10 protein-coding genes and 2 pseudogenes are annotated in these 14,352 nt (G+C 68.8%); 4 read left to right on the forward strand and 8 right to left on the reverse strand.

The features are described from left to right. Positions 1-408 precede the first annotated feature (408 nt). On the reverse strand, positions 409-714 hold the full coding sequence (locus GV126_RS15925) for a hypothetical protein (RefSeq protein ID WP_033226764.1): 306 nt from the start codon (positions 712-714) through the stop codon (positions 409-411). A 275-nt stretch (positions 715-989) separates the two neighbouring features. Further along, complete coding sequence (locus tag GV126_RS15930) at positions 990-3,692, reverse strand: excinuclease ABC subunit UvrA (RefSeq protein ID WP_159667059.1); 2,703 nt, start codon at positions 3,690-3,692, stop codon at positions 990-992. A 240-nt stretch (positions 3,693-3,932) separates the two neighbouring features. On the opposite strand from GV126_RS15930, the gene GV126_RS15935 reads away from it, so the two are divergent. After that, positions 3,933-5,126 carry an alcohol dehydrogenase catalytic domain-containing protein gene (locus GV126_RS15935; RefSeq protein ID WP_030382999.1) on the forward strand — a complete coding sequence of 398 codons (1,194 nt, stop codon included), beginning with the start codon at positions 3,933-3,935 and terminating at the stop codon, positions 5,124-5,126. A gap of 103 nt (positions 5,127-5,229) precedes the next feature. Here the strand turns inward: GV126_RS15935 and GV126_RS15940 are convergent. Continuing rightward, positions 5,230-5,663 (reverse strand): annotated as a pseudogene (locus tag GV126_RS15940) (IS5 family transposase); the annotation flags it as partial. On the opposite strand from GV126_RS15940, the gene GV126_RS35800 reads away from it, so the two are divergent. Continuing rightward, positions 5,663-5,803, forward strand: coding sequence for a hypothetical protein (locus GV126_RS35800; RefSeq protein ID WP_185947852.1), 141 nt, complete (start codon positions 5,663-5,665; stop codon positions 5,801-5,803). The pseudogene GV126_RS15940 and the gene GV126_RS35800 sit on opposite strands and share 1 nt — an antisense overlap. Positions 5,804-6,502: 699 nt before the next feature. On the opposite strand, the gene GV126_RS15945 is transcribed toward GV126_RS35800, so the two are convergent. The 5 genes from GV126_RS15945 to GV126_RS15965 all read right to left on the reverse strand — a co-directional run bounded on the left by GV126_RS15945 (position 6,503) and on the right by GV126_RS15965 (position 11,287). Then, positions 6,503-7,717: a cytochrome P450 gene (locus GV126_RS15945; protein ID WP_159667062.1), complete on the reverse strand. Its 1,215-nt coding sequence runs from the start codon at positions 7,715-7,717 to the stop codon at positions 6,503-6,505. Next, positions 7,714-8,958 carry an NAD(P)-binding domain-containing protein gene (locus GV126_RS15950; RefSeq protein WP_159667065.1) on the reverse strand — a complete coding sequence of 415 codons (1,245 nt, stop codon included), beginning with the start codon at positions 8,956-8,958 and terminating at the stop codon, positions 7,714-7,716. Before GV126_RS15950 ends, GV126_RS15945 begins: the two co-directional genes overlap by 4 nt. After that, on the reverse strand, positions 8,955-10,190 hold the full coding sequence (locus GV126_RS15955; protein ID WP_159673766.1) for an NAD(P)/FAD-dependent oxidoreductase: 1,236 nt from the start codon (positions 10,188-10,190) through the stop codon (positions 8,955-8,957). Before GV126_RS15955 ends, GV126_RS15950 begins: the two co-directional genes overlap by 4 nt. Next, a complete protein-coding gene (locus tag GV126_RS15960; RefSeq protein WP_159667068.1) occupies positions 10,157-10,351 on the reverse strand; it encodes a ferredoxin in 195 nt (64 codons plus the stop codon). Before GV126_RS15960 ends, GV126_RS15955 begins: the two co-directional genes overlap by 34 nt. Before the next feature lie 201 nt (positions 10,352-10,552). Then, positions 10,553-11,287 carry a TetR/AcrR family transcriptional regulator gene (locus GV126_RS15965; protein ID WP_328707341.1) on the reverse strand — a complete coding sequence of 245 codons (735 nt, stop codon included), beginning with the start codon at positions 11,285-11,287 and terminating at the stop codon, positions 10,553-10,555. 301 nt (positions 11,288-11,588) lie between these two features. Here GV126_RS15965 and GV126_RS15970 point away from each other — a divergent pair. Both GV126_RS15970 and GV126_RS35805 read left to right on the forward strand, forming a co-directional pair. After that, positions 11,589-12,562: pseudogene (locus GV126_RS15970) on the forward strand (IS5 family transposase). Positions 12,563-12,662: 100 nt separating this feature from the next. Then, positions 12,663-14,123 (forward strand): DUF4186 family protein, encoded by a 1,461-nt coding sequence (locus tag GV126_RS35805; protein WP_201299850.1) that lies wholly within the window; start codon positions 12,663-12,665, stop codon positions 14,121-14,123. The last annotated feature ends 229 nt before the right edge of the window (positions 14,124-14,352 follow it).

A 14,352-nucleotide genomic window follows, 5' to 3' on the forward strand; every position in this document is an offset into this window, starting at 1 on the left:
CGGGCGGTCACCGCACCCCACCTCGTCGCCCTCGTCCGCTCCGGCGCCCGCTTCGAAAACGGCCACCTCGTCGAGGACCTCGAAGCCGCCTGAAACTCAACTCACCCACAAGTCTTGACAATTACTCCTGAAAAGTCCCTGGCAACTCGGACCTGGGACCTACGCATTACGAGACCGAGAGCGATCGTGCCGAGTGGTGCCGCACCATGCTCCCTGATGACGTTTTCCCAGATCAGGCCATGTGCGCCAGTCTTCCCCGTGCGGCCTCGTACTGGCTCGTCCAAAGGCGTCTGTCCACCGGCTGTCCACCGGAGCGCCCCTCTGGGCGGCTTCCAGTGACCATTCAGTTGCGCGCGTGGGACGACCCGAACCGACATAGCCCCTCCGTCCGACGCACTTGTCAGAGTCTCACAACTGCTGCTCACGCTCTCGGCGATCTCCTCGCTCGATGACGCGACGCAGCCGATGCGGGTGGTGCGGCACGCGGACGGTGACCTCGTGCGGAACCGGATCAGCGTCCCTCGGGCGCGGTGGGCCACAGGCGGTCTGGGCCGCGTCGCGCCACTCCAGCCACTTCGGATCGTTCAGGACTCCGTCGGGGTCAGGGATGCCGAGCGCTTCGAGGAAGACGACCAGGTCGTGATCGGAGTAGGCGGTGCCCAGGCTCTCGTCACGGCCCCGGCGGTAAACCGTGACCCGCCGGCCGCCCGCCACCGAGGGACGATGGACGGTTGCCCTTTTGCGGGCGACAGAGCGGAGTTACCAGTCGTAGATGACACTGAACTTGAGCTCCTGGTTCGTCTCCGCGCACCGGTTCAACTGTTCGCGGAGCACAGTCACGGCCAGAGCCCTCGACGTTCCTGCCGTGCCAGAGAGCCCAACCGTCCCGGCACCCACCAGCGGCGGCCCGCTGGCCCTTGGCCGGGGTCCCGCTCTGGTTGCCCTCCGAGCGTGTCTTGGCAAGAGGAGGAACTGCCTCTGCATGACCGTCATGCCGTGCGCTGTAGGGCTCCGGACTCCTCAAGCGCAGTCGTGAGGTACTTCGCTGATGCCCCGACGCCTCCTTCGGCGACCTGTGCCGGTGTGCCGCTGGCGACGACGGTGCCGCCGTCGTCCCCTGCCCCGGGCCCGAGGTCGATGACGTAGTCGGCAGCGGCGACCACTCGCATGTCAAGTGCGACCATCACGACGGTGTTGCCAGCTTCGACGAGGGTCTGCAGATGGGTGACGAGACGGTCGGCATCGGCGCAGTGCAGTCCCGTGGTCGGTTCGTCGAGTACGTAGAGGGTGTCTCCGCGCTGGGCGCGCTGCAGTTCGCTGGCGAGCTTGACGCGTTGGGCCTCTCCGCCGGAAAGCTCGGTGGCGGGTTGCCCGAGCCGCAGGTAGCCGAGTCCTACGTCGATGAGAACCGATAGGGAGCGCATGATGTCTTCCTCGCCGGTGAAGAAGTCGTGGGCTTCCTCGACGCTCATCGCGAGGATCTGGGCGATGTTCCGGTCGTGCCAGGTGATTTCCAGGGTGCTGGGTTTGTAGCGGGTGCCGTGGCAGTCCGGGCATTCGGTGTAGACCGAGGGCAGGAAGAGGAGCTCGACCATGACAGAGCCTTCGCCCTCGCAGGTCGGGCAGCGGCCGCTGGTGACGTTGAAGGAGAAGCGGCCGGGTTTGTAGCCGCGGGCGCGTGCTTCGGGTGTCTGGGCGAAGCGGTTGCGTACGTGGTCGAACAGGCCGGTGTAGGTGGCTACGTTGGAGCGGGGCGTGCGGCCGATGGGCTTCTGGTCGATGCTGACCACGCGGCGTACGCCGGCCAGGTCTCCCTCGATGGCGCCTTCGAGTCTGTCGGGGGAATCGGCCAGGAGCAGCTCGTCGTCCTCGGGGGCCTCGTCGACGGGTACGGCGTTGCCCAGGTGCTCGGCGAGCAGCGCGGGCAGTGCCTGGCTGACCAGGCTGGACTTGCCGGAGCCGGATACGCCGGTCACGGCGGTGAGGGCGCCCATGGGGATCGACACGGATACGCCGCCAAGGTTGTTGCGGGGGACGCCGTTGAGTTCGATCCATGAGGTTGACCGGCGGGGAGAGGGCGGGGGCAGGCCGCTGCCGCCGGAGAGGTATCCGCGGGGCACTGATTCTTCGACGTCGGCGAGGCCGGCGGGCGGGCCGCTGTAGATGATCCGGCCGCCGCGCTCGCCCGCGCCGGGGCCGATGTCGACGAGCCAGTCGGCGTGCCGCATGACGTCGACGGAGTGCTCGACGACGAACAGGCTGTTGCCCCGGCGCTTGAGTCCGTCGAGGATCCCGAACAGCGCGGTCACGTCCTGCGGGTGCAGGCCTGCCGAGGGCTCGTCGAGGACGTACACGACGCCGAAGAGATCCGAGGTGAGCTGGGTGGCCAGCCGCAGGCGCTGCAGTTCACCGCCCGAGAGGGTGGGTGTGGTGCGGTCCAGGGAGAGGTAGCCGAGCCCGAGGTCGATGATGGGGCGCAAGCGGTCGACCAGCTCTTTGCCCAGGCGGGCGGTTGTGGCCAGTTTTTCGGCCGAGCGGTTGGGGGTGCGGCGTACGTCGGGCGCGGCTGCGTGGGCGGATCCGCCGGCCTCGACGCGCTGCTGAACGGCCTGCCGGCGCACGTCGGCGTGGAGGGCCCCACCGGCGGTGCCTGTAGGGCCGGGGTTGGCAGCTGCCTGCCGCGAGGCGTCGGCGACGGCTCCGTCCAGGAGCAACGCGAGTTCCCGCACGGGCAGGCCTGAGAAGTCGGCGATGTCGAGCCCGTCGAAGGTCACGGACAGGGCTTCGGGCTTGAGCCGTTTGCCGTGGCAGGACGGGCAGGGGGCCACGTCGAGGAACTGGGCGACGCGGCGCTTCATCGAGGCGCTCTTGGTGTTGGCGAAGGTGTGGAGCACGTAGTTGCGTGCTCCGATGAATGTGCCTTGGTAGCTCGGTTCGACGCCCGCCTCGATCGCGGCGCGGGCCTCGGAGAGGGTGAGCCTGGAGTGGACGTGGACGGAGGGCGTCTCGTCGGTGTAGAGGATCCAGTCCCGGTGCTTCTTCGGCAGGTTCTTCCAGGGGACGTCGACGTCGTAGCCGAGTGCGACCAGGACGTCGCGCAGCTGGTGGCCGTGCCAGGCTGTCGGCCATGAGGCGATCGCCCGCTCGCGAATGGTGAGGGAGGGGTCCGGCACCATCTTCTGTTCGGGCACCTCGTAGACGCGGCCGATGCCGTGGCACTGCGGGCACGCGCCCTCGACAGTGTTGGCGGAGAAGTCCTCGGCGTAGAGCATCGGCTGATCGTCGGGGTAGTCTCCGGCGCGCGAGTAGAGCATGCGCACCAGGGACGAGAGCGTGGTGATGCTGCCGACCGATGAGCGGGTGCTGCGCCCTCCGCGCTGCTGCTGCAGGGCGACGGCCGGAGGCATTCCGGTGATGGAGTCGACGTCGGGGACGCCGGCCTGGTCGATCAGCCGTCTGGCGTACGGGGCCACCGACTCAAGGTAGCGCCGCTGCGATTCCGCGTAGAGGGTGCCGAAGGCGAGGGACGACTTGCCCGACCCGGAGACGCCGGTGAAGACCACCGTTGCGTCGCGCGGGAGTGTCAGGTCAACTCCCTTGAGGTTGTGCTCGCGAGCGCCCAGCACCCGGACGTCGGCCTGGACGGGCTGGGGCTCCTGAGGAGCGGGCGCGGGCGCTGCTGCGTCGGTCATGTTTCCACGCTAACAATGCTCGGACCTGCGCAGACGGAGGCGAGGGGCCTTGGCCGGGGGCGTGGCGCGCAGCGTTAGTGCGTTGGCACGCAGGGCCTAGACGAGGGCGAGTCCGGCGTGTTCCGGCATGCGTACGTTGGATGTGAGCCATACGTTGGGAAGGCCGAGGCCGCGAAGCCGCCCAAATGACCGCCGACACTGACTCGGCCGAGTCACCGTGAATCAGCAGAGGAGATCGTCATGGCAAGCAGCAACCGTGCTGTCACCTTTCAGAACCCGAAAGACATGCGCGTCGAGTCGCTCGACTTCCCGAAGCTTCAGATGCCGAACGGGAAGAAGGCCCCGCACGGAGTCATCCTCAGGATCGTCGCCACCAACATCTGCGGGAGCGACCTGCACATCTACCGCGGGTCCTTCCCGGTGCCCCAGGGCATGGTGATGGGGCACGAGATGACCGGTGAGGTCATCGAGGTCGGCCCCGACGTCGAGTTCCTCAGTGAGGGCGACCTCGTCTCCGTCCCGTTCAACGTCGCCTGCGGCCGATGCCGCAACTGCAGGGCGCGCCGGACCGACGTCTGCGAGACCACAAACCCCAAGGTGTCCTGCGGAGCGTACGGCTTCAACCTGGGCGACTGGACCGGCGGCCAGGCCGAGTACCTGTTCGTCCCGTACGCCGACTTCCAGCTCCTGCGCTTCCCGGACCGGGACCAGGCCATGGCGAAGATCCGTGACCTGGCGCTGCTCTCGGACATCCTGCCCACCGCGTTTCACGGTCTCATGGAGGCCGGTGCCAAGCCGGGCTCGACCGTGTACATCGCCGGCGCCGGCCCGGTCGGCCGCTGCGGCGCAGCAGCGGCGCGGCTCCTCGGGGCGTCCTGCATCATCGTGGGCGACTACCACAAGGACCGCTTGGAGCTGGTGAAGAAGAACGGCTGCGAGACGATCGACCTGAGCCAGGACGCGGCGCTCACCGACCAAATCGAGGCCATCCTGGGCGAACCCATGGTCGACTGCGCAGTGGACTACGTCGGCACCGAGGCACACGGCATCGGCCGCGAGGCCGAGGACATGGACCCGGCCTACGCCATCAACCAGGTGCTCGACGCCACCCGCGCGGGCGGGGCCACCGGAGTCATCGGCGTCTACGGCCCCGACCCGCTCGCGAAGTCGAAGGCCGAGCAGGAGGGAACGTACCCGATCGACTTCGGCAAGGCCTGGATCAAGTCGCCGCGGATCGCCGCCGGGCAGGCACCGATCATGCACTACAACCGCGAGCTGATGATGGCGATCCTGTGGGACCGCATGCCCTACCTGAGCGCCATGCTCAACACGAAAGTGATCAGCCTCGACGACGCCCCCGACGCCTACGCGACCTTCGACACGGGAGTGGCCGAGAAGTTCATCATCGACCCCCACGGCCTCATCCCCGCCTGAGGCCTGCACTGCGGCCCGCAGTCCCGCAACGGGACTGCGGGCCGGCCCCTGCCCTGCCGACGCATCAGTCGGCGAAAGCCCTAGGGCCTGTATCGGGTTGTGATCACTGAGTGGTCCGTGCGAGTTCCTTGATCCAGATCATGGAGGCTCGGAGGTGGAGTCCGGCCTGGTAGCTCTCGGGGGTCTTGTCATAGCGGGTGGCGATGCCGCGCCACGCCTTGAGCCTGTTGATCAGGCGCTCGACCGTGTTGCGCTCCTTGTACAGGTCGGTGTCGTGGGTGAGGGGCCGGCCGCCGTGGCGGCCCTTCTTCTTCCGGTTGTCGCTCTGGTCCTTCTTCTCCGGGATGACGGCCTTGATGCTGCGCCTGCGAAGGTAGGCGCGGTTGCCGCGGGAGGAGTACGCCTTGTCGCCGGCAACGGCGCCGGGCCGCGGGGCCTGCCGGCCGGGTCGCGGACCCGCAGTTTGTCGAGAACCGGGATGAACTGCGAGCTGTCGGCGGCCTGTCCCGCGGTCAGGGTCAGTACGAGAGGCGTGCATGCACTCTGATGGGGTCGTCGATGTCGGAATCGTCGAGTCCTTCTCCTGTCCCTTCTGCGGCCTCTCGCTGAGCAACCGTGAGGAAACCGCCACGGCGGGCATCGAGTCGCGTACCGAAGCCCCGGCGGAGTTCTGGTGAGCAAGCCCAAGAGGCCCAATTCGTTCCACGGATGTACCTGTGAAACTCCGCGGACCCGAAGCAACGCACCCAGCGCGCACGGCTCGCCCAGCGCGTCCGTCCCAGCCTGGTGCCGTAAGCGGATGGATGGCACCAGCCAGCAGGGTCTCGCTTGCGTCCTTTGATCTTCTTGATGGCCTGGCTGGTCCACGACCGCGTATGGGACAAGGCCCACCGGGCTACCGCCCCAGGCGGGGAGACGCAGGTCGCCGCCATCACAGAGGGCGACAACTCGCCTTCTCAGCGCAGGCGGCGGTGAGTCGGATGGGCGTGCCCCACGGGTTGAAGAACCGGTGTTCTTCTGTGCCGACCGAGGTGAGTCGTGAACCGTATGGGGATCACTTGATCGGTTTCACGTCGTAGCGGCTGTCGTGAACGGTGCCACGGCCGTTGGGGGAGACGCCGCACCTGGCGTGGAGCGTGGCTCTGCCCGCCGGCACTGTCCAAAGTATCGTCGCGTGCCTTGCCGCCCACCTAAACGAGCAGGACGGAAGGGCGGTGAGCTCCGGGGTCTCCGCGTGCCATTCCAGCATCTTGGATGTGACGTCGAAGGGGAGCCGGGTTTCCGGTGCTGGTGCCCGCCCCCGGGGCGGGCACCAGTGAGACGCGGGACGGCATCGGTGAGCGTGATGCTGGCCCCGGCGTGTAGGTAGGAGAAGGTCAGCGAGTGACCATGAGCTTGCGGACGCCGTAGTTGGTGCCGGTGAAGTCCATGGGGACTTCCTCCTGCGGGGTGGCGAGCCGCAGGTTGGGGAAGCGCTGGAAGAGCTTGGGCAGGACGGTTTTGAGTTCGGCGCGGGCGACGTTCTGGCCGAGGCAGGCGTGGACGCCGTAGCCGAAGCCCATGTGGCGGGCCATTTTGCGGTCGATGTTCAGGGTGTCGGGGTCCTGGAAGGCACGGGGGTCGCGGTTGGCGGCGTTCATCGCGACGACGACCAGGTCGCCCTTCTTGATCTGGGCGCCGGCGAGTTCGAGGTCCTCCTTGGCGACGCGGCCCAGGCCGAACTGGACGATGGTGAGGTAGCGCATCAGCTCCTCGACCGTGGTGCCGATCTTCTCGGGGTGGGCCAGCATCTGCTCGCGCTGCTCGTGGTGGGTGAGAAGGGTGAGAGTGGACAGGCCCATCATGGCGGCCGTGGTGTCGTGCCCCGCGAAGAGCAGCAGCACGCCGAGGCCGATGAGCTGCTTCTCGCTCAGGACCGAGTCCTCGCCGTCGGCCTTGTTGATGAGTTCGGCGAGGATGCCGTCGGTGGCTCCGGTGCTGCGCTTGTCGGCGACGAGCTTGGTGATGTAGTCGATCAGCCAGTGCGCGCCCTTGTCGCGTTCCTCGCGGCTCTTGGCCATGTCCATGAGGTCGACGGTGGCCTCGTGGAAGCCGTCGCGGTCCTCGTAGGGGACGCCGAGCAGTTCGCAGATCACCAGGCACGGGATGGGCAGCGCCATGGCCTGGACGAAGTCGAAGGTCTCGGGGCCGGCGGCGATGGCGTCCAGGTGCTCGTCGACGATTTTGTCGAGGTAGGGCTGGAGCTTGTTCTGTACGGCCTTGGGGGTGAAACGGCTGGTGAGCAGGCGGCGGTAGGCGCCGTGCTCGGGCTCGTCCATCATCACGAAGCCGGCGTCGAAGGGGGCGTCCTCGCCGGCCTCGGAGACCTCGCCCTCGGGGGTGTCGTGGCGCGGGCGCCTGGCGCTGAGCCGCGGGTCGGTGAAGACCTGGCTGCCTTCCTCGAAGCGGGTGACGAGCCAGCCGGTGGAGCCGTTGGGGAAGCGGACCTTGACGATGGGCTGGTCCTCCCGCAGCCGGGTGTACTCGGCCGGCGGGTCGAGGGGGTGGCGGAGGTCGCGGGTGACGGGCTGGTCGATGAGGGGCTCGGTCATTTCTGCTCCTGCGCGGTGGGGGTGTGGGCGTCGATGGCGGCGGTGACGCCGGTCTGGGTGGCGGTGGCCTTGCACCAGCCGGTGTAGACGGCCAGGTGCAGGACGGACTCGCGGAGCTGGTCGGCGGTCAGTTCGCCGTTGACCAGTGCGCCGTTCGCGATGATCTGGACGAGTTCGGGCCGGCCGACGGTGGCGGCGACGCCGAGGGTGAGCAGCCGGCGGTCACGGACGGACAGGCCCTCACGGCCCCAGACCTGGGCGAAGAGGTAGTCGACGGTCTCGGTGCTGAAGGGGTCGGTGCTGTCCTGGACCGCGGTGCTGAAGCCGGGGCCGTAAGCCTGGTCCATCATGTGCAGGCCGTAGGCGTGGACGTCGTCCTTCGCCGGCGGCGGTGCCGGTGCTGGTGCGGTCTCCAGTTGGAGGGTGCGGCGGGCCTGTGCGCGTACCACGTCGATGAGGGGGGCCTGGACACCGAGGGTGGCGGCGAGGTCCCGGGCGGCATCAAGGTCCTTGGTCATCAGCGGCTCGATCTGCCGGCCGATGGCGTCGGGCAGGACGCCGTCGCCGTCCTGCATGCGCAGCAGTTGCAGCAGGGTGCGGCCCTCGGGGTCGGCCGAGTCGATGACCTCGGCGAGCCGGGAGGGTGCCACGCCCGCGGTGCGGGCCAGCGCGGCAGCTTCTGCCACCGTGCGCCAACTGCCGTAGGTGACGACGTTGCGGGCGATCTTGGTGGCCATGCCGGCGCCGGGCGGGCCGCAGTGCACGACCTTCTTCGCCCAGTCGTCCAGGACGGGCAGCGCCGCGTCGACGGTGGCCTGCTCGCCGCCGAGGATGGCGACCATGCCGTTCTCGGCGGCCTTGTCGCCCGGGGTCACCCCGCAGTCGAGGAAGCCCACACCGCGCTCGGCGCACAGGGCGGCAAGTTCGTGGACGACCGGCAAGGCGACGGTGGCCAGCAGGACGATGGTCAGGTCCGGGTGCGCGGCCGCCAGCAGGCCGTGCTCGCCGCCGATGACCTCGCGTGCCTGGTCGGCGTTGACCACCGCGACCATCACGACATCGGAGGTCTTGGCCACCTCGGCGGGGGAGCCGAGCGGGTCGGGCACACCGGCCAGGTCCGCGGCAGCATCGGGACGGACATCGTAGACCGCCGGGACGCGTCCGCTGCGGGCGAGGCTGACGGCCACCCCGCCGCCGATCATGCCCAGGCCGATCACACCGGCCCGGAGGGTGTCACTCATGCTGCACTCCCGGTGAGAAGGGGGGCCGCCGCGGCGACCTGGGCCCGGTAGCCGCGCAGGGCCCGGACCATGTTGACGCCGACCGCCGCGCAGGTACGGCCGTTCCTGCCGTACAGAGCGATCAGCCTGCGCTCGGCCGTGCTGCCCTCGACAACACGTACCTCGTCCGCGCCTCGGGTCCGGCCGTAGATCTGGATCTTCAGGTCGTACTGGTCAGACCACACGTAAGGCACCGAGTCGAACGGCGTGGCACGCTCCGGCCCGGCCAGAATGTTGCGGGCGACGGCCAGTCCCTGCTCGGCGGCGTTCGTGCGGTGCTCGATACGCCAGGGCTCACCCGTGCGGGCGTTGAGCCAGCAGGCCACGTCGCCCGCCGCCCACACCCCGGACCCGGCGTACAGGGTGGCGTCGCACTCCACCCCGTTGCCGACCGCAACGCCGCTGCCGGTGAGCCACTCGGTGTTGGGCTGCGCGCCGATACCGACCAGGACGGCGTCCGCGGCCAGGGTGCGGCCGTCACGGAGACTCACTCCGCTGGCCCGCCCGCCGTCGGTGAGGACCTGGTCGACGAGGACGCCGGTCTCGATCCGCACACCGTGCTCGTGATGGGCGGTGCGCAGCATGGCGCCCAGTTCGTCGCCAAGCGCATCGCCCATGGGCTGGGCGGTGTCGGTGACGAGGGTCACCTCGCAGCCCAGGCCGCGTGCCACGGCGGCGGCCTCGGCGCCGACGAAGCCGCCGCCGACCACGACCAGGTGCCCCTCGGATGCGAGGTCCTCACGCAGGGCCAGCGCGTCCTCCAGGGTGCGCAGAACGTGCACCCCGGGCACCCCCTCGGTGCCGGGCAAGCGGCGGGCCCGCGTGCCGGTGGCCACGACCAGAGCGTCGTACTCGACGAACGTGCCATCCGCCAGGGCGACCTCACGCGCCTTGGTGTCCAGCGCGATCGCCTTCGTGCCCAAGCGAAGCTGGAGACCGAGAGCGTCGATGTCAGGCTCACCGCGCAGCAGGAGCCGGTCGGTGCTCCACTCGCCCGACAGCAGCTGCTTCGACAGCGGGGGCCGGTCGTAGGGAAGGTGCGACTCCTCGCCGATCAGGGTGATCGGCCCGGGGTGGCCCTCGCGTCGCAAGCCCTCCACAACGCTCAGGCCGGCCGCCGAAGCCCCGACGACAGCGATCCGTGACGGCGCTGCGGCACTCACAGCTGCACCTGGATGACCGCGGCCGGGCAGACAGCCGCCGCCTGGACCACGTTCTCCGCCTGGTCGGCGGGCGGATTGTCGTCGAGTAGCACCACGATGCCGTCTTCGTCCCGCTGGTCGAAGACGTCCGGCGCGGCCAGCACACACTGGCCGGCACCGCAGCATTTGTCGAAGTCGATAGAGATTTGCATGGGGGAATCCACTTCCGTCAAGCCCTCGCGAATTGAGGGCGACGCGGGCCAGATGCACTAGTTGCCCTGTGCACCTAACTTAGTTCAGCAGGGACTGTACTCCTGGCCATGCGGGGTGGCAACCGGCCTTTCCGGAAGGGATATTGCTGCGGTGCAGAACCCGCGTGGGCCCTGCGCGGGCACCGCTGGGGTGGGCCCCGGCTACGCCTGCGGGCCGTCGGGCCCCGGAGCGTTTCGGATCTCCCTGATCCGACGGGACGCTTCAGTCTCCGCCGGCGAGGGCACCGCAGGTGCTGCTCCGGGGGTGCCGGACAGGAGCGAGCTCACCAGCCCCTCTGCCAGCTGCAGGACCAGCGTCTCCGACGACTCGTCGCGGTACAGGCTGTGGTGGAGGGAGACCATGCCGTGCAACCCGGCCCACAGGGTCTGCGCTGCCTGCTCCAGCGGCAGAGACAGCCTGTAGCCGCTGCTCTCGCAGCTGCGCAGCCCCTCACGGAAACTGGCGGAGACGTGGCGTGCCGGGTGGCCGCTTATCCTCGACGGCTCCGCAGTCGGCTGGTGAACCTCGAACATGAGCTGGTAGTGGCCCGGACTTCTCATGGCGAACCGGCAGTACGCCAGCGCCTGCGCCCGCAGCCGGTCCCGCGGGTCATCCCCCCCGGCCTTTCCGGCGGTGGCCATCTGTGTGACGAGCTCGTCATACCGGTCCGCCAGGGCCGCCCACACCAGTTCGGTCTTGTCTGCGAAGTGGAGGTAGATGCTGGGGGCGGAGATGCCCACCTCCTTGGCGACTGCGCGCATGGTCAGCTTGTCGGGGCTGCCCCATTCCCCCAGTAGCCGCTGGACTGCGGCCACGATCTGTCTGCGCCGCTGGGAGCCCTGCCCGCTCTCCCGCCCGTCTTGTTCTCCATCGTTCGCCGACCCTGTCGCCATCATCTGCACTTCCCTTCCGGCCACAGATTAACCGGGCCGGTATCCCCGTTCGGTCCTGAGCGCAGGGGCCCGCACGTGACGGCTGGACAAGACGTACGGAGGACTCCACCTCGGCGTCAACAACGCCGGGCTCGGCCACGCGCCGCCCTACTGCACGAGATCCCGATGGAGGGCTGGGACCGCCATACGTCATCAACCTGCGGGGCCTGCTGCTGTCCCCGCGCGCGGAGCTAGGGCCTGTGGAGTTGTGATCTCATGTAGTCCCGGCCCGAGAGGGGCGGGGGTCTTGGGGTAGAACGCTGATATGTCTCGACCTCAACTTACGGATGCTGAGTGGGAGTTCATTTCTCCGTTCCTGCCGGTCGGTGAGTACGGGCCGTACCCGGAGAACCTGCGGGCGCACTTCGAGGGCGTCGTGTGGCGGTTCAGGAATGGGGCGAAATGGCGGGAGTTGCCCGAACGATTCGGACACTGGTCCACCGTTTACGGCCGGTTTCGGCAGTGGCGGGATGCCGGGGTGTTCACCGCGGTGTTCCAGGGTGTGATCGCCGAGGCGGCGAAGCGGGGCCTGGTGGACTTGTCACTGGTCAGCGTGGACTCGACCACAGCCCGGGCCCATCATGATGCCGCAGGGATGATCATGGATCCCGAGACCCTGGACGCGGTGGAGAGGGCCGCCGCAGAAAAAGGGGCACCAGCGAGGAACAAGTCGGGCAACTCGACCCGGAGCGAGAAGAACGACGACGCGTGAGGCGTCGCCGCAGGGCCCGGCTCGCCGCCGCGGACCTGGGGCGGTCCCGCGGCGGACTGGCCACCAAGACGCACCTGTCCTGCGTTCCGCAGTGCCTGCCCCTCTCGCTCAAGATCACCGCTGGGCAGGCAGGAGACAGTCCGCAGTTCATCCCGGTCCTGAACGAGATCCGCGTCCCCGGCCCGGTCGGCCGGCCCCGCACCCGGCCCGACGCAGTCGCTGGCGATAAGGCGTACTCGTCCCGCAAGAACCGTTCCCACCTGCGCCAACGTGGGATCAAAGCGGTCATTCCCGAGAAGAAGGATCAGGCCGCCCACCGCAAGAACCGCGGCTCGCACGGCGGACGGCCCGTCACCTGGGACGAGCCGCTCTACAAGCTCCGCAACAGCGTCGAACGCACCATCAACAAGATCAAGGACTGGCGCGGCCTTGCCGTCCGCTACGACAAAAAGCCTGAAAGCTACCAGGCCGGACTCGAATTATGTGCCGGCCTCCTCTGGATCCGGCACCTCGAATCACAGCATTGATCACAACTCCACACACGCCCTAGAACACCCCTGCGGCGTACGATGGGACGGAGCGCCGTGAGCGTAGATCTGATCCATGCAAGGCGGCCCAGAGAAAGGCATGGCCATGGCACAGGACGGTTTGGCGCTGCCGCGCCTGACGTCCTTCTCCACCCGTCGCGCCCCTCAGGGCGACGAGGTCGACTACTGGCGTCAGGCCAGGCAGAAGGCCTACGTGTCGGCCAGGACGGACCCGGTCGGCAACGCCTTCGACGGGGAGATCAGGCTAGGCCAGTACACGGATTTCCGTTTGTCCACCAAACGGGCCCGCCCCGAGGAGGTCCGGCGCTCGGCCGGCGACATCGCGCAGGGCCGCGAAGACGACGACTACCTGTACCTGGTGTTCCAGCTGAGTGGTGACTTTCTCGTCGAACAGGCAGGACGTCAGACGCTCGCGACTCCCGGTTCGCTGGTGATCTACGACAGTGCCGCGCCCTTCTCTCTGTCTGCGAAGGAGGAGTACGAGCAGGTCGTCCTCGAGCTGCCCGCCGACAGGGCATTCGCGCAGGCCGGCGTGAGCCGCAGCAACGACCTGCTCGCCCGGACGTTCGACTGCGGCGGGGCGATGGGCGCGGTGGCGGCGTTCTTCGTGAACCTCGCGCAGCGCCAGGACGGGGACCGCCTGGGCGCGCACCTCCTCGAGCCCCAGGCGACCGCGCTGGGAACCTCGCTCCTCGGCCTGATCGCCCCCGGTCGGTGTCAGGTGCCCGAGGCGCTGCGGCGCGGGCAGGCGGCAGCCTACATGCGCGCGCATCTGGCAGACCCCGATCTGGACGCAGAGGGCATCGCCGCGGGCCTGCACGTTTCCCGCCGCACTCTGTTCCGCCTCTTCGAGGGCACGGGCGAGTCCGCCATGGCGCGCCTGCGGTCTCTGCGGCTCGAGCGCGCCCGGGTGATGCTGCGGACGCAGCCGGGCAAGCGGATCTCCGCGATCGCGCAGGAGACGGGTTTCTCCAGTTCGGTGCAGTTCTACCGTGCCTTTCGCGCGGTGGCCGGCATGACTCCCAGCGAGTACCGGGAGGCCGACTTCGTGGAAGGACCTGATACATCCGGTCGTCCTGGGGCTGGAGACATGACGTCCGCGGGGGCGTCTGCGGGTGGTGAGAGGACGAGCGGGGCCATGGAGCAGGACCGGCTGGATGCCGTACTGGAACGGATCGCCCGGATTCCCTTCCGCGCCAAGTTCCATCTCCGCCCGGCCGAGCGTGAGTACGTCGCCTTGCGCGGCATGGTGGCCGTGCGACGGCACGCCCGTGAGCTCATCGACAGCCGCCTTGCCCCGGCCTGTCCGGTGAGGGACGGCAGGCAGACCCCCTGGGGAGGCCATCCCGTCTTCCGAGCCCAGCACGCCACGGCGACCTGCTGCCGCACCTGCCTGCAGATCAACCACGGGATCGCCAAGGGACGCGAGCTCAGCGAGCAGGAGCGGGAGCGTGTCGTCGGCCTTATCTGCCTCTGGATCGAGAGGGAGTGCCGGGCCGGGCCGCGGCGGTTGCCGGATCCTCCTGCGACCCTGTTCTGATTCCCCGGCGGGCCCTGTCAGGCCCCTGCTCTTGTTGCAGCGCGCGACGGCGCGGTTTCCGGCTTCGCGGTCTGGACGCGTGCACCGTGGTTGCCGAGCGCGCGGCGGCTCTCGACCGGCTGCGGCACCTCACAAGGGCGACAGGCCCCGGGGCGGGCCCGTCCGTGTTTGGGCGCCGCTCTCACGCTGTACCCACGGTCACCGACGTGCTGGAGCCCTGCGGCTGTCC

The sequence above is a fragment of the Streptomyces mexicanus genome, assembly GCF_902506575.1.
GTDB lineage: Bacteria > Actinomycetota > Actinomycetes > Streptomycetales > Streptomycetaceae > Streptomyces > Streptomyces mexicanus.